Source organism: Rudaea sp., assembly GCF_057139185.1.
In genome coordinates, this window is the sequence record NZ_DBNHDN010000034.1 from 49,531 (window position 1) to 75,802 (window position 26,272).

Here is a 26,272-nt window from a genome sequence, read left to right on the forward strand (position 1 = left end):
CTTCACGGCTTCACTCTCCCTCGGATCATCATTCGTTGGGTTGGATACGCCAGCGCAGCAATTCATTGTGACCAGACAGCGCCGCCTGGAAACCGATGTTCGCGTATCGAAGTCTCTTTCATCTGTGCCGACATGCCCGGCGCCGATGGCGCGAGATAGCGCCCGCAGCGGATGCGCACGGGATCGACGAAGTGTTCGTGCAGGTGATCGACGAATTCGATTGCGCGATCCTCCATGCGTCCGCTGATCGCGACGAAGTCGGCCATCGCCAGATGCTGCACGAGCTCGCACAGGCCGACACCGCCCGCGTGCGGAAACACGCGCACACCGAACTTCGCCGCGAGCATCAGGATCGCGAGATTCTCGTTGACACCGCCGACGCGCGCTGCGTCGATCTGGATCAGGTCGACGGCCTGCGCCTGCAGCAACTGCTTGAACATCACGCGATTGTGCGTGTGCTCGCCTGTCGATACCGGCATCGGCGCCACGCCCTTGCGGATCGCCGCGTGGCCGAGCACGTCGTCGGGGCTCGTCGGCTCCTCGATCCAGGCGATGTCGAATTCGACCAGGCGGCGCAGCCAGGCTATCGCGGGACCAACGTCCCAGCGCTGGTTCGCATCGATCGCGATGGCGATGTCGCGGCCGACCGTCGCGCGCGCAAGGCGGCAGCGGCGCACGTCGTCCTCGACGTTCGCACCAACCTTGAGCTTGATCGTGCGGAAGCCGTCGGCGACGGCCTGCTTCGCCAGGCGCTCGAGTTTCTCGTCGCTGTAGCCGAGCCAGCCCGGCGAAGTCGTGTAGGCGGGATAGCCCTTCTCGATCAATTCCGCGATGCGCGCCGCCTTGCCGCTTTCGGCGCGCTTGAGGATGCCGAACGCTTCCTCTGGCGTCAGTGCATCGGTGAGATAGCGGAAATCGATCTGCGCGACGATCTGTTCGGACGACATTTCGGCGATGAAGCGCCACAGCGGCTTGCCGGCGCGGCGCGCGGCGAGATCCCAGGCCGCATTGATCACGCCGCCGATCGCCATGTGGATCACACCCTTCTCGGGGCCGAGCCAGCGCAGTTGCGAATCCGCGCTGAGGCTGCGCGCGAACGCACCCAAGTCGGCGACGATCTCGTCCACATCACGGCCGACGACGAGGTGGGAGAGCGCATGGATCGCCGCGGTCTGCACATCGTTGCCGCGGCCGATCGTGAAGACGAGGCCATGGCCGGCGAACCCGTCGTCGGCATCGGTGCGCAACACGACGTACGCGGCGGAATAGTCCGGATCGGGGTTCATCGCATCCGATCCGTCGAGCCGGCGCGAGGTCGGGAAGCGCACGTCGAGCGCTTCCAGTCCGATGATTCTGGCCACGCCCTACTCCTCCGCCACGCGCCGATACGCGACCACGTTCTGGCGCTGCCTGCCAAGGCCTTCGATCTCCAGTTCCATCACGTCGCCGGGCTTCAGGTACACGGGCGGTTTCTGGCCGAGGCCGACGCCGGGCGGCGTGCCTGTCGAGATCACGTCGCCCGGCATCAGCGTCATATAGCGGCTGATATGGCTGACCAGCGTCGGCACGTCGAACACCATCGTGCGCGTGCTGCCGTTCTGGTAGCGGTGGCCGTTCACCGTCAGCCACATCGACAGGTTCTGCGCATCGGGTACTTCGTCGCGCGTGACGAGGTAGGGGCCGATCGGTCCGAACGTGTCGCAGCCCTTGCCCTTGACCCACTGCCCGCAATGCTCGAGCTGGAACTCGCGCTCGGAGATGTCGTTGACGACGAGGTAGCCGGCGACATGCTCGAGTGCCCGCTCGGGCGACACGTCGCGCGCGACGTCGCCTATGACGACACCGAGTTCGACCTCCCAGTCGGTCTTGACCGAGTCGCGCGGAATCATCACCTCGTCGTTCGGGCCGACGATCGCCGTCGTCGCCTTCATGAACAGGATCGGCATTTCCGGCACTTTCGCGTTGGTCTCGGCGGCGTGGTCGGAGTAGTTGAGGCCGACGCAGACCATCTTGCCGACGCGGCCGACCGCGGCACCGTAGCGCGGACTGCCGGACACGATCGGCAGCGACGTCGGATCGAGCGCGCGCAGTTTCTTCAGCCCCGCGGTTGTCAAAACGCCGCCTGCGATATCGTCGACGACGGCGGACAAGTCGCGCAGCGCGCCGTTCGCATCGAGCAGGCCGGGCTTCTCGCGCCCGGGTTCTCCGTATCGAAACAGTTTCATCGTGATCCTCCCTAGTTGGCCCAGCCGCCGTCGATGACGTGCGTGGTGCCCGTGGTGAACGAGGATTCATCGGCGGCGAGATAGACGACGAGCGCGGCGATCTCGTCGGCCTCGCCGAGGCGGCCCATCGGTTGGCGGTCGGTGAAGCTTTTCCAGACCGCGGCTTCGTCGCCGCCCATCGCTTTCACCCGTTGCGCGAGCGACGGCGTCTTCACCGTGCCGGGGCAGATCGCGTTGCAACGCACGCCGCGCGCGACGTAGTCGGCAGCGATCGCCTTGGTCAAGCCGATCACCGCCGCCTTGGTCGCACCGTAGGCGAAGCGGTTGGCCACGCCTTTGATGGACGATGCGACCGAGGCCATGTTGATGATGCTGCCGCGACCGCGTTCGAGCATGCCCGGCAGCACGGCCTTGCAGACGTGGAACATCGCATCGACGTTGATCGCGAACGAGCGCCTCCATGCCGCATCGTCGCAGTCGAGGATGCTGCCCGCGGCCACATAGCCGGCGCAGTTGAACAGCACGTCGATATCGGAATTTGCCGCGATCAGCCCGGTGATTTGCGTCGGATCGGTCACGTCGAGCACCGCCGCACGGATTGCCGGATGTTCGCCGGAGAGCGCATCGAGCGCCGCACGATCGATATCGGTTGCGAGCACGCTCGCGCCCTCGCGTGCGCAGGCCAGCGCGCTCGCGCGTCCGATGCCCGCGCCCGCCGCGGTGATCAGGCAGTGTTTGCCCTTCAATCTAGCGCTCATCTTGCAACCTCAAAAGTATATAAGTGGAAACTTAGAAATCGAGTCGGTACAGCGACACGGCATTCGCGCCGAATATTTGCGTTTCGAATCCCGTCGCGCAGCTCGCCACAAGGTTCCGCGCCATGGCGAACCACGCGCCATAGTCCGAGGCGAGATCGAGCACCGGCCAGTCGCTGCCCCAGAGCACGCGCTCCGCGCCGAAGCAGGCGAAGACGTGTTCGACGTACGGCGCGAGATCCGCCGCCGTCGCGCCCGATGCGGCCTCGGTCAGCAGACCGGACAGCTTGCAGCAAGCACCGGTTTCGCGTGCAAGACGTTCCAGCGATCGCGCCCAGGCGTCGAAGCCGTCGTGGGCAATGTCGGGCTTGCCGGCGTGATCGATCACGCAGCGCAATTGCGGCTGTCGCTGCAGGCGCGATAGCAGTGCGCCGAAATGGCGTGGCTTGACCAGTGCATCGAACACGAGGCCGTGATCGATCATCGCCGCGAATGCGGCGTCGAGTCGCGGCCGTGCCACCCAGCCGCCATCGGCAATGTCCTGGATCATCGGCCGCAGTCCCTTGAGCTTGCCCGCGCCGGCCGCGACCAGCGCGGCGATGCGCCGCGCCACATCGGGCGCGTCGAATTCGGTCCAGCCGACGACGCCTTTGATGAAGGCGTGCTCGCGCGCCAGCTCGAAAAGGAAATGCGTTTCCGCTTCGTTCGCCGCGGCCTGCACGACCACGCTCGCGGTGACGTCGTTCCGCGCCAGCAGCGGCGCGAGATCGGCCGGCTCGAAGTCGCGGTACAGCACGCCGATATCGGGCGTGAGCCAGGCATAGCCGCCGCGCGCCAGGCGCCAGAAATGCTGGTGGGCATCGATGACGATCATGGCGACGGCACCGCCGCATCGGAGGCAAGCAGACCCGCATGTTGCAGCTGGCGCCAGAGCGCAGGCGGAATCGACGTGTCGCGCCGTTGCGCCGCGCTTTCCACTTCCGCCGCCGAGCGCAGGCCGGCGACCACCGTGGCCACGGCCGGATGGGCGAGCGGGAACTGCAATGCGGCCGCGCCCGTATCCACACCCGCCTCGGCGCAGATCGCATAGATCGCGCGCGCGCGCGCCAGAGTCGGCGCTTCGACCGGTGCGTAGTTGTAGGTCGCGCCGGGGCCGCGCGCGTCGCCGAGCAGGCCCGAGTTGTACGGCCCGGCGGCAATGATCTTCACCCCGCGCCGCTGCGCCTCGCCCAAGAGCTCGCGCGCCGCCCGTTGCTCGAGCAGCGTGTAGCGCCCGGCGAGCAGGATGCAGTCGAGATCGAAACGCGGCAGGATTTCCAGGCAGACATCCTGCTCGTTGACGCCGATGCCGATCGTGCGGACGAGGCCCTCCTCGCGCAGTCGCGCCATTTCCGGCAACGCCGCGTCGAGCGCCTGCGCGAGCATTTCGGCATGGCGCTCGCCGTGGGTTTGCCGGCCGACATCGTGCAGCAGGAGAATGTCGACGTGCTCCAGACGCAGGCGCCGCAAGCTGGCCTCGAACGAACGCCGCACGCCCGCTCGGCTGTAGTCGAATACCGCGCGACTGCCCGATACGGCGAAGCCGTCGTTGATCTTCGCCGCGCGGGAAGCGTCGGATTCGATCACGCGTCCGACCTTGGTCGACACTGCGAACTCGGCGCGCGGCCAGGACGCGAAGGCGTCGCCGAGGCGGCGCTCGGAAAGGCCATGACCGTAAAACGGCGCCGTGTCGAAGTAGCGGATGCTGCTGCGCCATGCCGCGTCGAGCGCCGCGTGGGCCGCGTCGTCGCCGACCTCGGCATACAGGTTGCCGATCGGCGCCGCACCGAATCCCAACGGCCCCAGCGACATGAATTCGGTTTTCCCGGCGGGCATGAACATGATCGTGATGAGCGAACGGGTGGGAGCTCGCGATACATTTATACCAAATATGAATGATGATTGTATATACGAAACCAGAGGGCTTTCCTGCCTCGGCGGCAAACGTTGAAGCCGCGGCGAAGGTTGCCGCCGTTCCGGTCGTTGTGGGTTGATGCGCGCGGTGCGACGGCTCGGAAAGGCCGATCCACTGGCACAACTCCTTGTTCCGCCTGTGGAAACCCCGGATGAACGTTATTTAACGTGCCGCCGCTTCCATTCATGTACCATGCGGTCCAAGAAAAGAATGTTACCGATCAGTCACGGAACTTTCTGCCCTCGTTAGCACTCTCATACCCCGAGTGCTAGACTGGGCACCTTGAGGAGACCAGAATGTCCACCGCTACAGCTTTGGTTGCGAACAACCTGCCGATCCCGAACGCGCTCGGCAGCCTGGATTCGTACATCACCGCCGTGCATCGCTTCCCGGTGCTGACGGTCGAGGAAGAGCAATCCCTGGCCAAGAACTACCGCGCCAGCGACGATCTCGACGCGGCGAAGAAGCTCGTCATGGCGCACCTGCGCTTCGTCGTCCACGTCGCGCGCGGCTATTCCGGCTACGGCCTGCAGATCGGCGACCTGATCCAGGAAGGCAACATCGGCCTGATGAAGGCGGTCAAGCGCTTCGATCCCGACATGGGCGTGCGTCTGGTCTCGTTCGCCGTGCACTGGATCCGCGCCGAGATGCACGAGTTCATCCTGCGCAACTGGCGCATCGTCAAGGTCGCCACGACCAAGGCGCAGCGCAAGCTGTTCTTCAACCTGCGCAAGTCGAAGAAGCGCCTGGGCTGGATGAACAACGCCGAGGTGCAGGCCGTAGCCAAGGATCTCGGCGTGTCGACCGCCGACGTGCTCGAGATGGAGGCGCGCCTGTCCGGCCACGACATGGCCTTCGACGCACCTGCCGATACCGACGAAGACGCCAAGCCCGCGCCGGTCGCCTACCTCGTCGACGACCACGCCGACCCGTACCAGGCGCTCGAAAGCGAGAGCCAGGAGGAGTCCGACCTCGACACGCTGAAGAGCGGCATGGCCAGGCTCGATGCGCGCTCGCGCGACATCATCCAGCGCCGCTGGCTCAAGGACGACAACAAGGCGACACTGCAGGAGCTTGCCGACGAGTACAAGGTTTCGGCCGAGCGCATCCGCCAGATCGAGGTCAATGCGATGAAGAAAATGCGTGCGCTGTTCGCATAGTTTTTCTGCGCTCATCCCTGAGCGCAAGAACCAAAAAGCGACCACCCTGGTCGCAGTTCTCGATAGAAGCCGGGATTTTTCCAACGTTTCAGGCAATCGCGGCCCGGGCAACCGGGCCGTTTGTTTTTACGCGTTCGGCGATGCTCAGCCCGCGTCCACCGACTCGTTGTCGCCGGATGCCGCTTTATGGCCGATGATGATGCGCGCCGCACGCTGGTAGCTCCAATACGCCACGGCCCAGTTGATCAACACGGAAAGGCGGTTGCGGAAGCCGATCAGAAAGAACACATGCGCGGCGAGCCAGAACCACCACGCGAACAAGCCGGACAATTTCCATCCATGCACGTCGACGATCGCCGCCATGCGCCCGATCGTGGCGAGGTTGCCGTGGTCGCGATAGCGGAACGGCGGCGGCGCCGGGCACGCGGCCAGGCGATTGCGCACCACCCGCGCCACGTAATTGCCCATCTGCTTGGCCGCCGGCGCGACGCCGGGCACGGGCTTGCCATCCTGCACGACGCTGGCGAGATCGCCCGCGACGAAAATCTCCGGGTGGCCCGGCACGCTCAGATCCGGCAACACGCGCACGCGCCCGGCGCGGTCGAGCTCGACGCCGAGTGAACGTGCCAACGGCGAGGCGGCGACACCCGCGGCCCAGACCACGGTGCGCGCCGGCACGAACGCGCCGCCCGAGCGATAGCCCTGCGCGTCGATCGCCTCGACCGCGGCGCCGGTGACCACCTCGACACCGAGTCGCTCCAACTGCTTCTGCGCCCTGGCCGAAAGCGCGGCGGGAAAGCTCGACAGGATGCGCGGCCCCGCCTCGATCAGACGCACGCGCGCCGAGGCCGGGTCGATGCGGCGGAATTCGCGTTTGAGCGTGTGCCGCGCGATTTCGGCCAGCGTGCCGGCAAGCTCGACCCCGGTCGGACCACCACCGACGATCGCAAAACTCAACCACGCCTCGCGCCGAGCGGAATCGGTTTCCGCCTCGGCGTGCTCGAACGCGAGCAGCAGGCGCCGGCGCAGCAGCAGCGCGTCGTCCAGCGTCTTCAGGCCCGGCGCGAACGGCGCCCAGTCGTCGTGGCCGAAATACGCATGGGTCGCGCCGCTGGCCAGCAGCAACGTGTCGTAGTCGACGACGCTGCCGTCGTCCAGATGCAGACGACGCGCATCGGGCTCGATGCGCGCCACCGTCGCCATGCGCACTTCGACATTGTTCTGCCTGCGCAGGATGTGCCGCAACGGGGCGGCGATATCCGGCGAGGACAATCCCGCCGTGGCGACCTGGTAAAGCAGGGGCTGGAACAGATGGTGGTTGGCGCGGTCGATCAGCAGGATGCTGACCGGCGCGTCACGCAGTGCGCGCGTCGCCCAGAGCCCGGCGAAGCCGCCACCGACGATGACGATGCGTTGAGGTGCCGTTGTCATCCACGGATCGTATCGCGTCGGCGCGCTGCGACAAAGAACATCGGCTTGTGCTGTTTTCAGTACAAATCGACCGGGTCCACGTCGAGCGACCAGCGCACGCGGCGCGCTTCGCGCAGCCCGCGCACGCCGGCGATCCAGCCGGCGAGGAAGGCATGCAGGCGCGCGCGCTCGTCGGCACTCACCAGCAGTTGGCCGCGTTGCAGTCCCGCGCGACGCGGCATCGGCGCCGGCATCGGGCCGAGCAGGCCGACGCCGTCCGGCCGAGCCGCCAGCACGGCCGCCGCATGCAGGAACTCATCGACCTGGCCCTGCTGCGCCGCATCGGCGCGCAGCAGGGCCAGGTGCGCGTATGGCGGCAGGTGTGCCTCGCGTCGCTCGCGCAGCAGGCGCTGCGCGGCGGCGGCATAGCCATGGCTGAGCAGGGTGCGCAGCAGCGGATGGTCGGGGTGGTGAGTCTGCAGCCACACTTGCCCCGGCTTGAGCGCGCGGCCGGCGCGGCCGGCAACCTGGACGACGAGTTGGGCGAGGCGCTCTTCGGCGCGAAAATCAACGCTGAACAGACCCTCGTCGACGCCGACGATCACCACCAGTGTGAGGTTGGGCAAGTCGTGGCCCTTGGCGAGCATCTGCGTACCGACCACCAGCGCGGCGCGGTCGGGGGCGAGCGCGCCGAGCAGTTCGTCGAGCGCGTTCTTGCGCCGCGTCGTTTCGCGGTCGATGCGCACCAGCGGCACCTGCGGAAAGATTTCCGCCAGTGCCGCTTCGATGCGTTCGGTGCCGAGCCCCTGCGGCGCCAAGTGTACATTGTTGCATTGTGGACAAATGGACGGCACGCGTTGTTCGGCGTCGCAATGATGGCAGCGCAGCCGCGCCGCGCCGCGATGCCAGGTCAGCGGCTTGTCGCAGCGCGCACAGGCGGCATGCCAGCCGCACTGGCGACAGGTCAGCACGGGCGCGTAGCCGCGGCGGTTGCGGAACACCAGTGCCTGCTCGCCGCGCGCGAGGCAGGTGCGCAACGCGGCGACGGTTTCATCCGCGAGACCGTGACGCAGCGGCTTGCCGCGCAGGTCGACCAGACGGAATTGCGGCAGGCGCGCCACGCCCGGGCGCGCGGCCAGATTCCGCTTCGCGTAGCGTCCTGCCTCGACGTTGGCCAGGGTCTCCAGCGACGGCGTCGCCGTACCGAGCACGACTGGCACCGCGAGCGCGCGAGCGCGCACGAGCGCAAGATCGCGCGCCGAGTAGCGCCAGCCTTCCTGCTGCTTGTACGAGCCGTCGTGTTCTTCGTCGACGATGATCAGCCCCGCGTTCGGCAACGGCGCGAACACGGCCGAGCGCGTGCCGATCACGACATCGGCCTCACCGCGCGCCGCCGCGAGCCAGGCACGCGTGCGCTCACCGTCGGCGAGGCCGGAGTGGATCACCTCGATGCGCGCGCCGAGACGTTCGCGGAACCGGCGCAAGGTCTGCGGCGTCAGGCCGATCTCGGGTACGAGCACGAGCGCCTGTCCACCGCGCGCGACGACCTGCTCGATCAGGGCGAGATAGACCTCGGTCTTGCCGCTGCCGGTGATGCCTTCGAGCAGGGTGGGGCCGAAGCCGCCAAAGCCTGCGGCGACCGCGGCGACCGCGGCGGCCTGCTCCTCGGTCAACTGCGGCCCGGCCACTTGCGCGCGCGGCAAGGTGCGCAGCGCGAGTTGCGTAGTCGCGATCAGCCCGCGCTTGCGCAGATTGGCGGCTGCGCTGCGCCAGCCGGGCAGGCGCAGGTCGAGTTCGGTGTGGCTGTGCGGTCCGGCGCCGAGCAGCTCGAACAAGGCGGCCGCGCGCGAGCCGGCACGTGGAAGATTCGCCGCCTCCGCGCTGCCTTCGGTGCGGATCAGTGCGCGCTCGCCCGAGGCGATGGCCGGCAGCGGCCTGGGGCTGCGCAAGCCGACCGGCAGTGCCGTCTCGAACACCTCCCCGAGCGGGTGCTGATAGTAGCGCGCGGCCCAGGCCAGCGTCGCCGACAGCTCGGCCGAAATCAGCGGCGCCGCGTCAAGCACGCGCAGCGCATGCCTGAGCTTGTGCGCATCCACGGTCGAATCCTGCGCGTGACCGACCACGACGCCAACCCGGGTCCTACCGGCGAACGGTACCGCCAGACGCATGCCCACGGCGATCGCCGCGGGGTCGCTTTCTGCCGGCGGCAGGTAGTCGAAACCCTGCGCCAGCGGCACCGCAACCGCTACCCGCAGAACGGCTGGCATGCAGGCCTCGCGCAGGGGCGGAAACGAGACTTTCGCTCTGTGTTCATCAGTTGCAGAAGAAACATGATCAAAGCCTCAACTTTGAGCGGCAAGTCGCCGTCGCCGTTGAGCTTTCTAGCTTATCCACAGCACTTGTGGATAAGTCTGTGGAAGAGGGGATGAACCAAGCCGCGCAAAGCGCATCGCAGCGGGCCCTTTCTCGCCTTGGACAAACTTTAACCAGTTTGAAATATATCATTTCAATCAACAAGTTGCGTTTATTTTTAACAAAGGCGATCGGGTTGGAACCAGCGACGGTACCACGTTCGCCCGGTAGTCCCGCGCTTGTGTACAGCGCCGGCCGCGCCGGCACGAATTGCGGCGCGCCGTCAACCACCCGCGTGCTGGCGCGTTGCTTACTTTGCGGCACGAAACAAGGTTCGAGATCATGGCCGAAATCGCTGGCACAATGGCAGGCTCCGGATTGGAATTCGCACGACGCGTGGACGCGGTCAGCACGAATCAACGCGCACTCGACCAGTTTCTGCGCGGCGTGGAGCGACGCGCGCTGCGCATGGCCGAACTCGCCTGCGGCAACCGCGACGATGCCCTCGACATCGTTCAGGACACGATGTGTGCGTTCGTCAGGAACTACGCCGCCAAGACGGAAACCGACTGGCCACCACTGTTCCATCGCGTGCTCGACAGCCGGCTCAACGATTTCCACCGCCGGCGCACGGTGCGCAGCCGCTGGCTGGCGGTGTTCGAGCGCAAGTCCGCGGACGACGACGAACTCGATCCGGTCGAACAGGCGCAGGATCTGCAGGATCCCGGTCCGCTGCTGCGCCTCGCCGGCAGCGAGGCTGGCAAGGCGCTCGACGCGGCGCTGAAAGAGCTACCATTGCGCCAGCGCCAGGCATTTCTGCTGCGCATGTGGGAGGGTTTCGACGTGGCGACGACCGCGCGCGCCATGCAATGCAGCGAAGGCAGCGTGAAGACTCACCTGTCGCGCGCGCTCGCCGCGCTGCGCCGCGCGCTGGAGGATCACCAATGAAAGACCACCAGCATTCCAACGACCGTCCTGCCTGGATCGATCAGGCGAGCCAAGTGCTCGACGACTCCATACGCGATCTCGACGCGGCCACGCTCTCGCGCCTCAACCGCGCACGCCAGGCGGCGCTCGCGCAACGACACGCGCACACGGCACCGGCCTGGCTTCTGCCCGCCGGCTTTGCCAGCGCCTGCGTGCTGCTGCTCGCCGTCGCCGCATGGCAGCCGCACCGACGCGGCGAAACGCAGCAACCGGTGCCGGTAGCGGCCGCCGCCGACACGGTCGCCGACGAAGGCGACAGCGAAGAGAATTCGGCCGAGTTCTATCAGAACCTCGAGTTCTACGCCTGGCTCGATGCGCAGAACAAGGGTGACGGCGGTTGAGCATGATGCGTGTATTCGTCTTCGCCACGACCCTGCTCGGCGCCGCGGTGGCACACGCCGCGCAACCGGAGGTCGCCGCGCCGGCAGTCGTACGGGTGGAACCGGCATCGCCGCCCCAGCCATGGTCCGGCTTGAGCGCCGCACAACGTGACGTGCTCGCACCGGTAGGCGAGGCGTGGGACGAGCTCGCCCCCGATGTGCAGCAACATCTGGCCGCGGCAGCGCAGCGCTGGCCCCGGTTGACCGCTGCGCAGCGCGAGCAGATCGGCAGGCGCATGCAAAAATGGGCCGGCATGCCGCCGACGCAACGCGCCCGGTTGCTCGAACGCTACCGCCAGTTCCATCAGCTGCCGCCGGAGCAGCAGACGCGCATGCTCAACGCGTTCAAGCGCTTCGACGCCCTGCCCGAAGCCGAGCGCGCACAGTTGCGCGAACGGTTCGAGCGCATGAGCCCGGCCGAGCGCAACGCCTTCCTCATCGGTGCCGGCATGGCAGGCCACGTCGGCATCGTGCACGAAGTGCTGCAGACCGTGCCTGCGCCCGAACGTCACGCGACGCGCGTGATGTTCGACACGTTCACGCCCGAGCAGCGCCAGGCATTTGCCAAGGCCTGGCGTGCGCTGCCCGCAGATCAGCGCGACGGCTACCGCCGCCAGATGCAGATGATGTCGCCCGAGCAGCGCAGCGAGTCCCTGCAAGCAAAACCCTGACCCGCGCCGGCTTCGCATGCGCCGCACTCTGCGGCTATAGTCGCGCGTCGATCCGCAGGACTCGCCATCGCGCATGCGCAACACGGTTCCCGTTCCCGCCTGTGCCGCACCGTCGGCGCCGCATGCACGCATTGCCGGCCTGCTGCTCGCGCTCGCGCTCGGCATCTGGTGCTATGCACCGGGTCTGCATGCGTTCTTCGCCCAGGACGACTTCGCCTTCCTCGCCTTCGTGCGCCTGCTGCATCAGCCGTGGCTGCTGTTCGCGCACAACCATTTCCCCGACTACGCCTACTTCCGCCCGCTCGGCGTGCTGCTCTGGTGGCTGGTGGCGGCGACCGCGGACGATGCGGCGCGTCCGCAATACGCGCTCAATCTGATGCTGCATCTCGCCTGCATCGCCGCGCTGTACGCCTTTCTCCAGCGCTTGCGTCGCGATGCACCGTTGAACACGGCCTGGGCTGCGCTGTATGCCGTGCATCCGCTCGCAATCGGTACGGCGCTGTGGCTGTCGGATCGTTTCGACCTGCTCGCCACGCTGTTCTCCCTGCTCGCGCTGAACGCCGCGCTGGCCTACGTCGAACGCGCGCGCACCTGCACGCTGCTTGGCCTGCTCGGCGCGCTGCTCGGCGCACTGCTGGGCAAGGAACTCGGTGTCGTCGGCGTGGCCGCAGCCTTCGCCGCGATCGCGCTCGCGCCGCGCATGCGCCTCGACCTGAAGCGACGCGTGCTCGCACTGGTCGCGATCACGGCTCTGACCTGCCTCTGGCTCGCCTGGCGCCATGCGATGCTGACGACATCGTTCGGCGGCGGCTCGCATCTGCCCACGCCGACCGCCTTCGTTGCCGGGACCTGGAACTGGCTGCGGGCCGGAGCGACCTACCTGTTCGCCGACCCGCGCGCGCCGCAATGGGCGCGCATGCTCGTTGCGCTGGCGCTGGCGCTCTGGATCGCCGCTGCGCTGCTCGTGCGGCGCGAGGCCGCCGCTGCGTCGCCACGCCTGCATGTCGCGGCGGCGCTGTTCGTGCTGACCCTGCTACCCGGGCTGGTCCAGGCGCCGGTCGCAGCCAGGCATCTCGCCGCAGGCATCGGCTCGGACCTGTTCTTCTTCAACCTGATCGTGCCTTCTCGCTTCTTCCACCTCGGTCTGGCCGGGTTGGTATGCGGCCTCGCGCTGGTGACGACGCCGCCGCACGCGACGACGGCATCGCCTGCGCTGCGCCTGTCGGCCGCCGGCATCCTGCTCGCGCTGGTCGCGCTGCTGCCGGTCTCGCAACGCATCGCACGCGACTACGCCGAGGGCACGGACAAACAGGCGGCGGCGTTTTCCGCCGCCGAAACCGCGCTCGCGCAGGCGGCGTTGCCGATGCACGGCTGCCAAGTATACTTTTTGCACACCTCGGCGCTGTGGGGCTTCGCCGGCCTCAGCGACTCGATCGCCAAGGGTCTCGCTGCGCAGCCGGAACGCCTCGCCCATTGCCTGATCAGCAGCGAGCAGCCCGCATGGACCTACTTCGTGCGCAAGGGCAGCGTGCAGGCCGACGACTATCGACCGCTGCACCCGCTCGAAGTCGCCGGCAAGCCGTTCCCCGTGCTCGAGATCGGCGACACGCAGGCACTGTACTTCAGCATGGGCGAGGACCTGCGCAACGCGCCGCCGGCCAACGCGATCTACCTCGAGTATCGCGACGGCGCATTCGTCGACGTCAGTGCCGCGGTACGCAGCGGCGAGCGCAAGATCCCGTTCGCAACTACAAGTCCGTGAGCAATCCCTTGCTAAGAGCATGGCCATGGATGGCCGCTTGTTGACTTCCGCGATCGGGGACGCACGCAACTACACCGTCGCCAGGCTGACGAGAAACGCCGCCGCCGCGCAGAACGCGATCAGCACCGTGTAGCAGGTGCCGATGAAGCCGAACTTGAGCGTGGTCATGAACCAACCCTGCCGGTACACCCTCTTCTGCATCAGGAACAGGTAGATCGGCAGCCACCAACCCATCAGGAACAGCAGCAGGTTGAGCCAGCCGACGAGCCACGGCGCCGCACCCTGCGCCCATGCCCTCGCGAGGCCGACGAGCACGAGCAGGAACAGCGACTGGAAGATGAAGGCGTGGCTGTGCAGGGCGACGATGATGTGCTCCATGTACAGCCGGCGCTTGAACACGTAGACGATCTTGAGCAACAGCGCGAACAGCGGCATCAGCACGAACAGTACCTGCGGCAACACACTGATCGCGCCGGTAACGAGCGGCCGCGGGTCCTTGCCCAGCTTGCCGAGGTTCTCTTTCGCATGCTCGAGCAACTGATTGGCCTTGTCGTCGAGGAATTTCGGCCCGCCGATGTGCACCGGATTCGTCTTCGGATCCCAAGTCCGGCCGGCGATCTCGAAATTCAGGCCGTCGCTGTCCGGATCGGGTGGCGCGGATTCACCCCTGGCCTTGGCATCTTCAACTTTTTTCAGGTACTCCAGCCGCTTTTCGGCCTTTTTCTCGATGCGCTTCGTCGCCTTTTCGATGCCTTTTTCGCCGCCGACGGGCGCCGTCGAATCCGCCTTGCGCAGTCCGGCGATGGCCGCGTCACGCTGCTTGGCCACATCCTCCACGGTCGTCGCCTTGCCGATGGTGTCGACGACGTCCTCCTGGGGACTGTTGCCGAAATTGGCATCGCCGATCGCGAACTGCATGAGGAAGAACGCAAGGATGCTGAGAAAGAAATAGAGGCGGAACGGCGTGACGTAGCGTACGCGCCGGCCTTCGAAGTATTCGTTGGTGAGGTATCCGGGACGGAAGTACAGCGGCCACAGCGTGCGGAAGATGCGCGAATCGATGTTGAGGATGGTGTCGGCGGCGTCGGCGAGGATGCTCGACAGATGCCGCACCATGCCCTTCACCGGCTGGCCGCAGGCATAGCAGTGCGGGCCGAGCAGCGTGGTGCCGCAGTTCGCGCAGGTCGCCTGCACGGGTGCCGTCGCAGCTTCCCCCCGGGCGGAAAATTCCGCATCGTGCGGAGTCGCGCCCGGCGGCATCAGCGGCACCGGCGGCAAGGGATCGAGCGGGGCCTGGTCGGCAGCGGGCGTGGTCATGGTGCGCAATGCTAACGCGGATCGGCGTGCGCGTAGCACGCGCCGGTCGCTCCATGCCGCGCGACGGCTTCGGCTAGACTATGCGGCCGCCGTCCGCAAGACTCACCCATGCTTTCCCCTCCCGCCGCCGACGCCGTGGCAGGTGCCGCGCCGGCCACGTTCCAGCGCGAATTGCGCGACACCCTCGTCCTCGCCCTGCCCTTGATCGCCGGGCAGTTGTCGGCAATCGGCATGAACGTGGTCGATACCATGCTCGCCGGCCACTACGACGCGCATACGCTGGCCGCGGTCGCGGTCGGTGCGGGCGTGTGGTCGCTTGCGATCGTCACCGGCATCGGCGTGATGATGTCGGTGCCGCCTAGCGTGGCCCAGCTTGCCGGCGCGCAGCGGCGCGGCGAGATCGGGCCGCTGTTCCGCCAGGCGCTGTGGCTGGCGCTGTTGCTCGGCATTTGCCTGCTGCTGTTCATCCGCCACGCCGGTCCGTTGCTGCTGGCCGGCTTCGGCGTCGATCCGGGCATCGTTGCGGACACGACGAAATTCATTCGTGCCGTGGCCTGGGGCGCGCCCGCGCTGACCGCGTACTTCGCCATGCGCGGCCTGTCCGAAGGTTTGTCGCTGACCCGGCCGACGATGTATTTCGGCCTGCTCGGCCTGGTCGTGCTCGCACCGATCGGCTACACGCTGATGTACGGCAAGCTCGGTTTCACGCCACGCGGCGCGGAGGGCTCGGGTGAGGCGACCGCACTCGTGCTCTGGATCGAAGCCGTCGCGTTCGCGCTGTATCTGCACCGCCATCGCAACTACCGCAATATCGCCCCTTTCGCGCGCTTCGACGCGCCGCGCTGGCGCGAGATCGGCGCACTGCTGCGCCTTGGCGTGCCGATGGGCGTCGCATTGATGATGGAGGCCGGCCTGTTCGTGTGCACGGCGCTGTTGATCGCCTCGCTGGGCGCGGTCACCGTGGCCAGCCATCAGGTTGCGATCAACGTCGCCTCGATCACGTTCATGGTTCCGCTTGGCCTGGCGATGGCGACGACCGTGCGCGTCGGCAACGCGGTCGGCCGCGGCGACGCACGCGGCGTGCGCGCGGCCGGACTTGCGGGAATCGCGCTTTCGCTCGGCACGCAGTTCGTCGCTTCGACGACGATGGCGCTGTTTCCGCACGCGATAGCGCATGCCTATACCGGCGATGCGGCTGTCGCCACGCTCGCCGCACAGTTGCTGATACTCGCCGCGATCTTCCAGTTGTCCGACGGCATCCAGGTCACCGCCGGCGGCGCGCTGCGCGGGCTCAAGGACACGACGATGCCGATGGTCATCACCGTACTCGCGTATTGGGGAATCGGCATGCCTACGGGCTACTGGCTGGCTTTCCGCCAGGGCCTCGGTGCGCGCGGAATGTGGATGGGCCTGGCCGCCGGACTGACTGCCGCGGCCGTGTTGCTGACCCTGCGTTTTCTGCGCGCCAGCCGGCCGCGTGGAGCATGACTTAAGGCGGTATGCCGCTCGCACATATTTCAGGTACGCTGTCTTTTATCGAAAAGTGCGGCCAAGGATGACCGCTTGGTGATCTTGGCATTCAGGGACGAATGCGCAAATAAAGGATTTTTATGGCAGAGAAAAGCCGCGGCGTATTCGCCACCCTGTTCGTCTGGGCGTGGAGCCTGTTCAACTTCATCCGCAGGTTCGTGTTCGGCGTGATCGCGCTGTTCTTGCTGCTGGTCTTCCTCGTCGCGCTGCGCGCCGGCAGCGGCAAGATCGTGCTGCAGGAACGCACCGCGCTCGTGCTCGATCCGAAAGGCAGCATCGTCGAACAATACTCCTCCGATCCCGCACAACGCGCGCTAGCCGCAGCGACCGGGCAGAAGAATCGTGAAGTGCAGTTGCGCGACGTCATCCGCGCGATCGACGCGGCCGCGGCCGACAAGCGCATCGAGCGCCTGGTCGTCGAACCGGACCAGATCGCCTCCGCCGGGATTTCGACACTGCACGAGATCGGCGCCGCGATCGATCGCTTCAAGGCCGCGGGCAAGGACGTGGTCGCGGTGTCGAACGCGATGAGCCAGAGCCAGTACCTGATCGCCGCGCACGCAAACCAGATCCTGCTGCATCCCGACGGCGACCTGCTGCTCGAGGGCCTCGGCCGCTATCGCACCTACTACAAGGATGCGCTCGACTGGCTCGGCGTCGACGTGCACCTGTTCCGCGTCGGCGAGTACAAATCCTATGCCGAGCCGTACATCCGCAACGACGCCTCGCCAGAATCCAAGGAGGCCGACCTGTACTGGATGAACGGCGTCTGGGGCGACTACCTCAAGGAGATCGGCGCGGCGCGCAAGCTCGACCCGAAGGCGATCGCCGCGCAGATCGAGAACTATTCGACCTCGATCAAGGCCGCCAACGGCGACCTCGCCAAGCTCGCGCTCGACGCCAAGCTCGTCGACAAGCTTGCCACGCGCGACGAAGCCGAGGCGTTGCTGATCCAGAAGGGAGTCAAGGAAGAAAACAGCTTCCGCCAGATCGATTTCCAGGACTATGCCGAGCTCGTGCAGCGCGAGAATCCGTTCGACTCACGTCCGCAGGTCGGCATCGTCGTCGCCCAGGGCGAGATCCTCGACGGCGACCAGGCCGCCGGCACGATCGGCGGCGAATCGACGGCCAAGCTCGTGCGCCAGGCGCGCGAGAACAAGAACATCAAGGCCGTCGTGCTGCGCGTCGATTCGCCGGGCGGCAGCGCCTTCGCTTCCGAACTGATCCGCCGCGAGATCGAACTGACCAAGGCTGCGGGCAAGCCGGTCATCGTCTCGATGGGCGACGTTGCCGCCTCGGGCGGCTACTGGATCTCGATGAACGGCGACCAGATCTTCGCCGAGCCGACCACGATCACCGGTTCGATCGGCATCTTCGGGCTGTTCATGAATATCCCGAAGACGTTGGCGAAGCTCAACGTGCATACCGACGGCGTCGGCACGACTTCGCTCGCCGGTGCGCTCGACCCGCGCCGCGCGCTCGACCCGAAGGTCGGCGACATCATCCAGAGCATCATCGACAAGGGCTACCAGAACTTCATCACCAAGGTCGCAGCGGCGCGCAAGAAGAAGCCCGAGGAAATCGACGCGATCGCCCGTGGCCGCGTGTGGAGCGGCGCGCAGGCGAAGGAGCGCGGCCTCGTCGACCAGCTCGGCGGCCTGCGCGAAGCAACGGCCGCGGCGGCGCAGGCAGCCAAGCTCGGCGACAACTATCAAGTGCGTTACGTCGAGAAGCCGTTGTCGACCTGGGAACGATTCGCCGTCAGCCTGTCCAACGATGCCTCGACAAGCTTTGTCCGAAGTCTCGTACCCGAGTCGATGCGCACCCTGCTCGCCCAGCCCGACGTGCAGGGCCAGCTCAAGTTGCTGCGCTCGCTCGATGGCAACAAGGTCGGCGTGTTCGCGTACTGCTTCTGCGAGATCAAGTGACCCGGTCCGGCCGATCCCGGGCAAGACCATCCCGGCAGGGAACGCCGGGATCCGGGCCGCACGAATGTCGACCAATATGATGGATCAGGCTCTTCCTGCCGCATCCATTCGCTTTCCCGCGCGCATCCGGTGCGCGGGACGATCTCAAGCGCAACCGCTTCCGCCCGCCTGAAAGGCGAATGGAAGCTTTTTTGCCCGCGCCGCGAAAATGCCGAGGCCTCCGGGATTCCACTTGCGCCGGGGTGCCGGGCGGGAGTGCGGCACTGCGCCAGGTTTCCGCGCGGGAACGACGGGCAAGAACGGCCCGGGCGTGACGAAACGCGCCGCTGCCGCGTCAGCCGCCCGCGTCTTCCAGTTTCTTGTCCATGTCCTTTTTTTGCTGGTCGACCGTGTCCTGCACCGCCTTCGCCTTGTCGATGGCCTTGAGCTGGGCATCAATTACGGTCTTTTGCCGCTCTTCCGGCTTCGCCGGCTCGGCGGGCGCGGGTGCGGGTGGCGGCGTGCTGCGCGCGCAAGAAACGGAGAGCGTGGCGAGGACGAGGATCGATAACCTGGCGATGCGCATGGCGAACTCCGGACGGTGCGGCTAAAGTTTGCGCCGCGGAGCCCTGCATGTACAGGCGGGCGGTCGCGCCTTGCGGAGATCCCGACCATGACGACAACTGCGGCACGCTGGCGACTCGATGGACAGGTCGCGCTGGTCACCGGCGCGAGCCGAGGTATCGGCCTCGCCACCGCGCGCGAACTCGCCCTGCTCGGCGCCGACGTGCTCATGGTCGCGCGCGACGAGGCACATCTGGAAGCGGTACGCGCCGAGTTGGCAGAGGAGTTTCCCGACAGCGACATCGTCGCCTTCGCCGCCGACGTCGCCGATGCCGAACAGCGGCGCGAGGTATTCGACTGGGTCGCCGACCTCGAACTGCCGCTGTCGATCCTGGTCAACAACGCCGGCGGCAACGCGAGCAAACCGACGCTTGACTACGCCGAAGGCGAAGTGCGCGACTTGATCGAACTCAACGTGATGAGCGCGTTCGAGATGTGCCGTCTCGCCCACCCGCAGCTCGCCGAACACGGCAACGCGGCGATCGTCAACGTCAGCTCGGTGTCGGGCCTGACCCACGTGCGCACCGGCTCGCCCTACGGCATGACCAAGGCCGCACTCGCGCAACTGACGAAAAACCTGGCCTGCGAATGGGCCGAGGACGGCATCCGCGTCAACGCCGTCGCGCCGTGGTATGTCCGCACCCAGCGCACCGCGGTCAAGCTTGCCAACGAGGAGTACCTCGAGGAGGTACTCGAACGCACGCCGATGGGCCGCGTCGGCGAACCCGAAGAGGTCGCCGCGGCGATCGCCTTCCTCTGCCTGCCCGCGGCCGCGTACATCACCGGCGAGTGCATCGCCGTCGACGGCGGCTTCCTGCGCTATGGCTTCTAAGCCCTCTCCTTCGAGGGGAGGGTTGGGTGGGGATGGTTTTTCCCGCACGCCGACTTTGCGAACCATCGAAGCCATCCGCCTCGAATACCAACCGCCACACGACTTCGCCAACCTGCTCGGCTTCTTCGCCCGGCGCGCGATTCCCGGCGTCGAGTGCGTGGACGACGCTGGCTACCGCCGCATCTTCGTCCTCGGCGACACGACCGGCGAGTTCACCGTCACGCAGGCGAAACGCGGTCACGCCCTCGACCTGCGCATCGATGGTGCCGATGCCGCGCACCACCCCGATATCGTCGCGCGCGTGCGCCGCATGTTCGATCTCGACGCGGACATCGACGCAGTCAACGCGCACCTGGGTCGGCGTCGGCACCTCAAGGCATGCATCGCCAGGCACCCGGGCCAGCGCCTGCCCGGGGGTTGGGACGGTTTCGAGATCGCGATCCGCGCGGTGCTCGGCCAGCAGGTCACGGTCGCCGCCGCGCGCACTCTGACCGAGCGGGTCGTGCGCCGTTTCGGCGCCGAGGTGACGACGGCACAAGGCGGAAAAGTACGCCTGTTCCCGACGCCGGCCACGCTCGCCGACGCCGACCTGGGCGGACTGGGCATCACCGGCGCGCGCATCGCAACGCTACACGCGATCGCGGCAGCGGTACGCGATGGCCGCGTCGACTTCCGCGCCGAGCGCAGGCTCGCCGAGTTCGTGCGCCTGTGGACCGCGCTGCCCGGCATCGGCGAGTGGACGGCGCACTATCTTGCGATGCGCGGCCTCGCCCATGCCGATGCGTTTCCGGCGGGCGACATCGTGCTGCGCAAGGCGGTGGCGGGTGATGCGCGCCCGTTCACGGCGCGCGCGCTCGAGGAGCTGTCGCAGCGCTGGCGCCCGTATCGCGCCTACGCCGTTCTGCATCTTTGGCGATCGACGATGGGCTGACCGGTTTGCCCTCCCCGCGCTGCTGCGCGGGCCCTTGCGCCACCGGTCGCGCGCGCTATGCTCGCGACGGCGTAGTCTGCGCAAGGATACCGCGATGAATGACACAAGCTTGAATCCGGCCGGCGATGCGCGCCGCGAAGTCGACCGTTGGCTGGGCAACTACAGCGAGGATCACCGCAATCCGACCAATATCACGATCCACTGGATCTGCGTACCGACGATCCTGTGGACCGTGATCGCGCTGCTCTGGGTCGTGCCCGTGCCGGCGATGTTGGGCCGCGCCGGGCTCTGGGCTGGCGCAGCGATGGTGCTCGCGTTCGCGTTCTACCTGCGTCTGTCGCGCCCGCTCGCGTTCGCCATGCTCGCCGTGTTCGTCGTGTTCGGTCTCGTCACCGAGCTGCTGTACCGCGCACTAGGTGCGTCGCAGTTGCTGTGGCTGGCAGTCGCGGTGTTCGTCGTCGCCTGGATCGGCCAGTTCATCGGCCACAAGATCGAAGGCCGCAAGCCTTCGTTCCTGACCGATCTCGCCTATCTGCTGATCGGCCCCGCGTGGATCGCTGCCAAGCTGATGCGGCGCATGGGTTTCAGCTACTGAGGAGACAGAAGAAGGCCGGCGAAAACGCCGGCCTTCGGATTTCCGCGCGCGCTTGACGCGCGTCAGAACGTGTACTGGCCGCCGACCGAGAGAATGTTGCCGGTCACCTTGAACGCACCGTTCAGCGTGCTCTTGAACACCGAAGTGTCGTTGATCTTCGCGTCGTTGACGAACAGGTGGGTGAACGAGGCATCGATGCGCAGGTTGCTGCTGTACTGGTAGCCGGCACCGATCGACAGCCAGGTGCGCGAGTTGTCCGGCACCTTCGGATCGCGCGTGGCGTCGCTCGTCGGCGTCTGGTCGTAGGCGATGCCGCCGCGCACGGTCCAGCGCTCATCGAGCTTGTAGTCGCCGCCGATCGAGGTGAACCAGGTGTTCTTGTAGCTGAAATCCTCGAACGAGGACGGCTGCTTCGGGTTGGCGTAGGTGATCGTCAGGTCCTTGAAGCTCGACCAGTGCGTGTAGCTCGCATTGACGCCAAAGCTGAAGCGTTCGTCGAACGTGTGCCACCAACCGAGATTGACGAACCACGGCGTGCTCAGATCGGCCTTGCCCGGCGTGTTGACGAACGCGCCGCCGAGCAACGGCAGCAGGTTCGACGGCACCTTGAACGTACCGTCGCCCTCGAGCGTATGGTCGATCTGTGAGTGGAAGTTGATGCCGAGGCGATCGTTCGCGGTCGGCTTCCACAACGCGCCGAGGCCGAAGCCGTAGCTGATGTCGTCGCCCTTGAGGCCGCCCTGGCCGTCGCCTTCCTGCGGCAGGATCGCGCCGCCGGTCGGGCCGGCGAGCACGGCGCCGAAATCGATGTCCTGTACCAGGGTCGCGGACGTGCGCTGCACGATCAGGCTCGCGCCGACCGAGAATTGGTCGTTGAGCTTCCACGATCCGGCGAAGGTCAGCGCCGGCGACTCGAGCTTGGTTTTCACGCCCTGGTAACGACCGACCCAGCGATCGTCGTACTCGGTCTGGAAGCCGAACGGCGCCGACAGACCGACCCCGAGCACAAGCTGTTCGTTGATCGGGCGGATATAGTAACCCGCGGGCACCGGCTTGGTCGTGCCGCCATCGCCGCCGTTGCCGCCGGTGAGCGGGTTGCCGAAAGCATCTTGGCCGCTGCCGTGGAATTTGGCGCTGAAATTGATCGCCGCGAGCGTGCCGGAAATGCACTGCACGCTGAAATCGCTCATCGCGGCCGGATTGTTGGCCACGGCGGCGCAGTCGCCCGGCGTGGCTGGTCCCCCGGCCTGCGCACGGGCGAGGCCTTGCGCGGAGTTTTCGGTGAGCTGGAACGCACTGGCGTGCGCCCCCTGGCTGATCAGGCTGGCGGCGACGGCGAAGCCCAGCGCGGTCAGGGCCGGAACGATTCGCTGCGGTTGTTTGTTCTTGATCATGGCGAGATGGTCCTTGGAGGTTCCGGGTTTATGGCTTCACGACCGCACTGTTCGAAATCTGCACGACCGTACCGCCGCTCGCGAAGAAGCTTGCTGCCTGGGTCTGCATTTCCACCGTGGTCTGTGGCGACGGCGAAGGATCGAGCAGCGAGGAATGCGTGCCGCTGACGAACTGCACCGAGTTGTGGATGCCGGTCGCCGACTGCGTGGTCGAGCTGATCCGGGTCAAACCCAGCGCCGAGATGATCGGCAAGCCGCCCGACAACGGCGCGCCAGGAACCGTATTCGGGATCACCTGATCGGGCAGCCATTTGCCATTGGCGTCGTAGTATTTCGCGTTGAGCGCATCGCCCGGCAGCTGCGGGCTGCCGCCGACGACGGCCTGCGCGAGCAGGTTCTTGGTCGCCAGCACCGCGCCGGTGCCGGCGTCGCCCGCATAGTTGATCGGATCGCCCGAATCGATCACGGACTGCGTGGCGACGACGAAGGTGTTGAAGTCCGCCGTGCCCGGCTTGATTCCCGCCGCGCCGAGACCGGCAATGATGACCGGGCCGAACGTCGGCGAGGCGACGAGCAGGTTGGTGATGCCGCCGCCCGGCACGTTGAGCACGGCATTCTGCACCGCCGTGTTCGGCGTCGCCGCGAGCGCCATGAACGTGGTGCCTTCGATACTGCCGAGCGACTGACCCATGAAAGCCACGCGCGAGGCATCGAACACCGGCGTGCCGTTGTTGTCGCGCACCGACGGAATGGCGCTGCGCAGTTGCAGCATGTCGGACACGCCCTGGCGCAGATTGTCGCGCGAGGTGCGCAGGCTGGTCAGATTGATGAAATAGCTGCCGGAGGAATCGATGTTGCCGTCAGGTCCGCTGGCGCCGGTCGAGTTGTTCTGCAAATCGAGGTCGAACGTGCGCTCGGTCGGCAGCACATCGTCAGGGATCAGGCCGAGCAGCTGGTTCCGGTAGAACGGATTGGTCTTGTCGGTGATGCCGTGCAACGGCAGGTCCATCGCGATCACCGCGAATCCCGCCGCAGCGAGCGCGCCGGCGGCGGCAAGCATGTTGGTGCGATCACCGGTAATGCCATGCTGGAAGATGACGACGGGCCAACCCGCTGCCGGCTTCGTCTGGCCGGAGTTCACGTTGGGGATGGTAGCCAGAAGCGCTACGCGCTGTACCGACCCCGCGACCGGAAACGGATTGGCCACGGTAACGTTGGTCGAGGTCGGATCCAGGCCCAGCTTGTCGAACGGCGGCACGTAGGCACCCGGGCTGGCCTGCCAATAGGCGGTCAACGGGGCGATGGGGTTCGCCGCCGTCGGAGCGCCGAGATAGTAGGGAACGCTCAACGAACCGGCATAGACATCGGCCACCGGCGGCAGGGCACTGTTGACGTTGGACAGGTTGATGCCGGTCGAGACGAGGAACGGACTCTGATTCGGTACTGCGTCGATCTTGCCGGTGAGGGCCTGCATCACCACCGTGGTCGCCTGCGTTGTCGCCGTCCACGACAGCACGATGCTGGCCGGATCGACGCCGGCCGTCTTTGCCGCGGCTTCCTGCAGGTTGGTCAACTGGCGCAGCGGTTCGAGCGCGCAGGCTTGCGCGTCGCCCAGCGCCGGCAACGTCGACACGCCGCCCGAGCACAGCGGGCTGGTGCGCTTGGCGAAGCCGTAGATCAGCGACTGGCGCACCGGCGTGCCGCCGGCGTCGGTGATGCCGTTGGTCAGCACGGCCATGTACGAAGTCAGCTGCTTGAGTGGCTTGGTCGGCACGATCGCGAGCGTCGCACCGGTAGCCGCATTCGATGCCAGCGTGGCCACGTATTCCTGCGGCGAGGCGAGCTCGCGCACGACGGCGAGAACGGCGCCAGTTTTCGAATCCGTCTTCACCTCGTAAAGATGCACGCTCTTGCCGCTGCCGCCGGAGACACTGCTCGCGGTCAATGGGCCGGCAAACGTCGTGCTCCACGGCGCGGTCGTGCTGAAGCCATCAAGCGCATTGAGTGCGTTGTATACCGCAGCCTGCGCGGCCGGGGTGCCGGTCGCGATCGGAATGTTCAGGGTGAGATCCTTCGAGCCCTGACGCAGCAGGTCGGTCGGGAACGGCACCGTGCTCGTGGTCGGGTCGAATTTTGCCGTCGTGCGCAACGGCACCGGTGCGGTGTAGTCGTACGCTTGCGCACTCTGGCCGGCAAGCGCCGTCAGCAGCAGGGACGGCAGAATCAGGGGGCGAAGAGCAAATCTGCGCATGGTTTTCTCCTCCGCACAAGGCGGCATGCTGGGGTAAGTGACGACAAATTCAAACGCTTGTTTTGAGGATTATGCCGACAACTCGCCGGCTCGGCCCGCTGCATCGCAGCACCACGTCCGCGTGCCGTGGCGGCGCCAGCGAATGTCGATGGACCAAGGTTCCGACAGACACACCCATCGGCTGCGTAGCGGCCATGCATTGCTCCCCATGTCGAGCACGATCTTCCGCCTTGGCCTGCGCGCCGTCAATCGGCGCCCGGCGAATCCGCGTAGCCGAGCACATCCTGTGCGCGGAACGCGCGCGGCGCATAGCCGAAGTCGCGCGTCGCCGTTGTGTTGTCCGCCACCAGCGGCTCGGTCAGGCGCGCGAGCGCACCGGCGCCGACGCGGGCACGCAGCAAGCGCGTGCAGGCGCGCACGAGCGGCAACGGCAGCGGCAGTGGCCATGCCAAACGCGGCGGCCCGGCCGCGATGCGCGCGAGCATCGCATCGAAACGCAGGCGCTCAGCGCCGCCGACCGGGTAGGTTTTTCCGGAAGTGGAATTGCTGTCGAGCACCGCAAGGCATGCCACGGCGAGATCGGCGGCGTGCACCGGCTGGCGCAAACCGCTCGCTCCGCACGGCACCGGCAATACGCGCCAGCGCCGCGCGAACCGCGCGATCGGGGCGAGGCTGCGGTCGCGGCCTGTGCCATAGATCAGAGTCGGCCGCAGGATCGTGCAGCCGATGCCACGTCCGCGCGCGGCCTGCAGCAACCGTGCCTCCGCAGTGCGCAGGCGTTCGCTCAATTCGCGCTCGGCGATATCGACGGAATCACGCTTGCTTTCGGCACTCATCGAACTTATCGCCACGACCCGGTCCACCCGCGCGGGCGCGGCGCGCACGAACCAGGCCGCGAATGCATCCAGCGGACCCAGGCTGAGGACGACATCGGCCTGCGGCAACACCGGCATCGCGGCACAGAGGTCGCCGCGCAGCCACTCGATGGTCGTCGCCGCACCCGCGTTCGCGCGCTGCTCGCGGCTGAGCGCGAAAACGCGTTCGTTGCGCGCGGCGAGCAGCGGCAACAGAAAGTCGCCGATCATGCCGCTCGCGCCGAGAACGAGAAAGGAAGGCAAATCCGGGCTCCACGATCGCAATCGGCGAAGTCTAATGCCGGGCGCGGGTGCCGGTGCGGCGCAATGCAAATTTCGCAAGTCGCAATGCCGCTTGCGCTATGCTGCGCACCTTCAAAA

Annotated in this window: 22 protein-coding genes; 10 read left to right on the forward strand and 12 right to left on the reverse strand. The window is 66.8% G+C overall.

Going from position 1 to position 26,272, the window contains the following annotated elements; all coding sequences use genetic code 11:
- Positions 1–62: 62 nt before the first annotated feature.
- From AC16HO_RS11855 to AC16HO_RS11875, 5 genes are read right to left on the reverse strand one after another with little or no spacing between them, the layout of a single operon-like run.
- Positions 63–1,361 (reverse strand): L-fuconate dehydratase, encoded by a 1,299-nt coding sequence (locus tag AC16HO_RS11855; protein ID WP_395643091.1) that lies wholly within the window; start codon positions 1,359–1,361, stop codon positions 63–65.
- 3 nt (positions 1,362–1,364) lie between these two features.
- On the reverse strand, positions 1,365–2,225 hold the full coding sequence (locus AC16HO_RS11860; RefSeq protein WP_395643092.1) for a fumarylacetoacetate hydrolase family protein: 861 nt from the start codon (positions 2,223–2,225) through the stop codon (positions 1,365–1,367).
- A gap of 11 nt (positions 2,226–2,236) precedes the next feature.
- Complete coding sequence (locus AC16HO_RS11865; protein ID WP_395643093.1) at positions 2,237–2,983, reverse strand: SDR family oxidoreductase; 747 nt, start codon at positions 2,981–2,983, stop codon at positions 2,237–2,239.
- Positions 2,984–3,014: 31 nt separating this feature from the next.
- Positions 3,015–3,854: an amidohydrolase family protein gene (locus tag AC16HO_RS11870; protein WP_395643094.1), complete on the reverse strand. Its 840-nt coding sequence runs from the start codon at positions 3,852–3,854 to the stop codon at positions 3,015–3,017.
- Positions 3,851–4,861, reverse strand: coding sequence for an aldo/keto reductase (locus AC16HO_RS11875; RefSeq protein ID WP_395643095.1), 1,011 nt, complete (start codon positions 4,859–4,861; stop codon positions 3,851–3,853). The genes AC16HO_RS11870 and AC16HO_RS11875 overlap by 4 nt, the downstream gene beginning before the upstream one ends.
- Before the next feature lie 369 nt (positions 4,862–5,230).
- Here AC16HO_RS11875 and rpoH point away from each other — a divergent pair, with 369 nt between their 5' ends.
- A complete protein-coding gene (gene rpoH, locus AC16HO_RS11880; RefSeq protein WP_395643096.1) occupies positions 5,231–6,094 on the forward strand; it encodes an RNA polymerase sigma factor RpoH in 864 nt (287 codons plus the stop codon).
- A gap of 144 nt (positions 6,095–6,238) precedes the next feature.
- On the opposite strand, the gene AC16HO_RS11885 is transcribed toward rpoH, so the two are convergent.
- A complete protein-coding gene (locus tag AC16HO_RS11885) occupies positions 6,239–7,525 on the reverse strand; it encodes an NAD(P)/FAD-dependent oxidoreductase (protein WP_395643097.1) in 1,287 nt (428 codons plus the stop codon).
- 56 nt (positions 7,526–7,581) lie between these two features.
- Complete coding sequence (locus tag AC16HO_RS11890) at positions 7,582–9,771, reverse strand: primosomal protein N' (protein ID WP_395643098.1); 2,190 nt, start codon at positions 9,769–9,771, stop codon at positions 7,582–7,584.
- Positions 9,772–10,198: 427 nt separating this feature from the next.
- On the opposite strand from AC16HO_RS11890, the gene AC16HO_RS11895 reads away from it, so the two are divergent.
- The 4 genes from AC16HO_RS11895 to AC16HO_RS11910 all read left to right on the forward strand — a co-directional run bounded on the left by AC16HO_RS11895 (position 10,199) and on the right by AC16HO_RS11910 (position 13,656).
- On the forward strand, positions 10,199–10,804 hold the full coding sequence (locus tag AC16HO_RS11895; protein ID WP_395643099.1) for an RNA polymerase sigma factor: 606 nt from the start codon (positions 10,199–10,201) through the stop codon (positions 10,802–10,804).
- The gene (locus AC16HO_RS11900; protein WP_395643100.1) at positions 10,801–11,184 is read left to right on the forward strand and encodes a hypothetical protein; all 384 of its coding nucleotides are present in this window, start codon (positions 10,801–10,803) and stop codon (positions 11,182–11,184) included. The genes AC16HO_RS11895 and AC16HO_RS11900 overlap by 4 nt, the downstream gene beginning before the upstream one ends.
- Before the next feature lie 2 nt (positions 11,185–11,186).
- Positions 11,187–11,894, forward strand: coding sequence for a DUF3106 domain-containing protein (locus AC16HO_RS11905; protein ID WP_395643101.1), 708 nt, complete (start codon positions 11,187–11,189; stop codon positions 11,892–11,894).
- A 73-nt stretch (positions 11,895–11,967) separates the two neighbouring features.
- Positions 11,968–13,656, forward strand: a complete 1,689-nt coding sequence (locus AC16HO_RS11910) for a hypothetical protein (protein WP_395643102.1) — start codon at positions 11,968–11,970, stop codon at positions 13,654–13,656.
- Between the two features lie 69 nt (positions 13,657–13,725).
- Here the strand turns inward: AC16HO_RS11910 and AC16HO_RS11915 are convergent, their stop codons facing one another.
- Positions 13,726–14,973 carry a DUF3667 domain-containing protein gene (locus tag AC16HO_RS11915; protein ID WP_395643103.1) on the reverse strand — a complete coding sequence of 416 codons (1,248 nt, stop codon included), beginning with the start codon at positions 14,971–14,973 and terminating at the stop codon, positions 13,726–13,728.
- A gap of 108 nt (positions 14,974–15,081) precedes the next feature.
- Between AC16HO_RS11915 and AC16HO_RS11920 the strand changes: the two genes are divergently transcribed.
- Together AC16HO_RS11920 and sppA are read left to right on the forward strand one after the other, a co-directional pair.
- Positions 15,082–16,461 (forward strand): MATE family efflux transporter, encoded by a 1,380-nt coding sequence (locus tag AC16HO_RS11920; protein WP_395643104.1) that lies wholly within the window; start codon positions 15,082–15,084, stop codon positions 16,459–16,461.
- A 122-nt stretch (positions 16,462–16,583) separates the two neighbouring features.
- A complete protein-coding gene (sppA, locus tag AC16HO_RS11925; RefSeq protein WP_395643105.1) occupies positions 16,584–18,431 on the forward strand; it encodes a signal peptide peptidase SppA in 1,848 nt (615 codons plus the stop codon).
- A gap of 334 nt (positions 18,432–18,765) precedes the next feature.
- On the opposite strand, the gene AC16HO_RS11930 is transcribed toward sppA, so the two are convergent.
- Positions 18,766–18,996 (reverse strand): hypothetical protein, encoded by a 231-nt coding sequence (locus AC16HO_RS11930; RefSeq protein WP_395643106.1) that lies wholly within the window; start codon positions 18,994–18,996, stop codon positions 18,766–18,768.
- 87 nt (positions 18,997–19,083) lie between these two features.
- Between AC16HO_RS11930 and AC16HO_RS11935 the strand changes: the two genes are divergently transcribed.
- The 3 genes from AC16HO_RS11935 (at position 19,084) to AC16HO_RS11945 (ending at position 21,392) form a co-directional block, all read left to right on the forward strand.
- The gene (locus AC16HO_RS11935) at positions 19,084–19,866 is read left to right on the forward strand and encodes an SDR family oxidoreductase (protein WP_395643107.1); all 783 of its coding nucleotides are present in this window, start codon (positions 19,084–19,086) and stop codon (positions 19,864–19,866) included.
- Between the two features lie 55 nt (positions 19,867–19,921).
- On the forward strand, positions 19,922–20,797 hold the full coding sequence (locus tag AC16HO_RS11940; protein ID WP_395643108.1) for a DNA-3-methyladenine glycosylase family protein: 876 nt from the start codon (positions 19,922–19,924) through the stop codon (positions 20,795–20,797).
- 94 nt (positions 20,798–20,891) lie between these two features.
- Complete coding sequence (locus AC16HO_RS11945; protein WP_395643109.1) at positions 20,892–21,392, forward strand: Mpo1 family 2-hydroxy fatty acid dioxygenase; 501 nt, start codon at positions 20,892–20,894, stop codon at positions 21,390–21,392.
- 62 nt (positions 21,393–21,454) lie between these two features.
- On the opposite strand, the gene AC16HO_RS11950 is transcribed toward AC16HO_RS11945, so the two are convergent.
- The 3 genes from AC16HO_RS11950 to AC16HO_RS11960 all read right to left on the reverse strand — a co-directional run bounded on the left by AC16HO_RS11950 (position 21,455) and on the right by AC16HO_RS11960 (position 26,155).
- A complete protein-coding gene (locus tag AC16HO_RS11950; RefSeq protein WP_395643110.1) occupies positions 21,455–22,786 on the reverse strand; it encodes an OmpP1/FadL family transporter in 1,332 nt (443 codons plus the stop codon).
- A gap of 28 nt (positions 22,787–22,814) precedes the next feature.
- Entirely contained in the window at positions 22,815–25,037 is a 2,223-nt protein-coding gene (locus AC16HO_RS11955) for an alpha/beta hydrolase (protein WP_395643111.1), read from the reverse strand.
- Between the two features lie 245 nt (positions 25,038–25,282).
- Positions 25,283–26,155 (reverse strand): SDR family oxidoreductase, encoded by an 873-nt coding sequence (locus AC16HO_RS11960; RefSeq protein ID WP_395643112.1) that lies wholly within the window; start codon positions 26,153–26,155, stop codon positions 25,283–25,285.
- Positions 26,156–26,272: the final 117 nt, after the last annotated feature.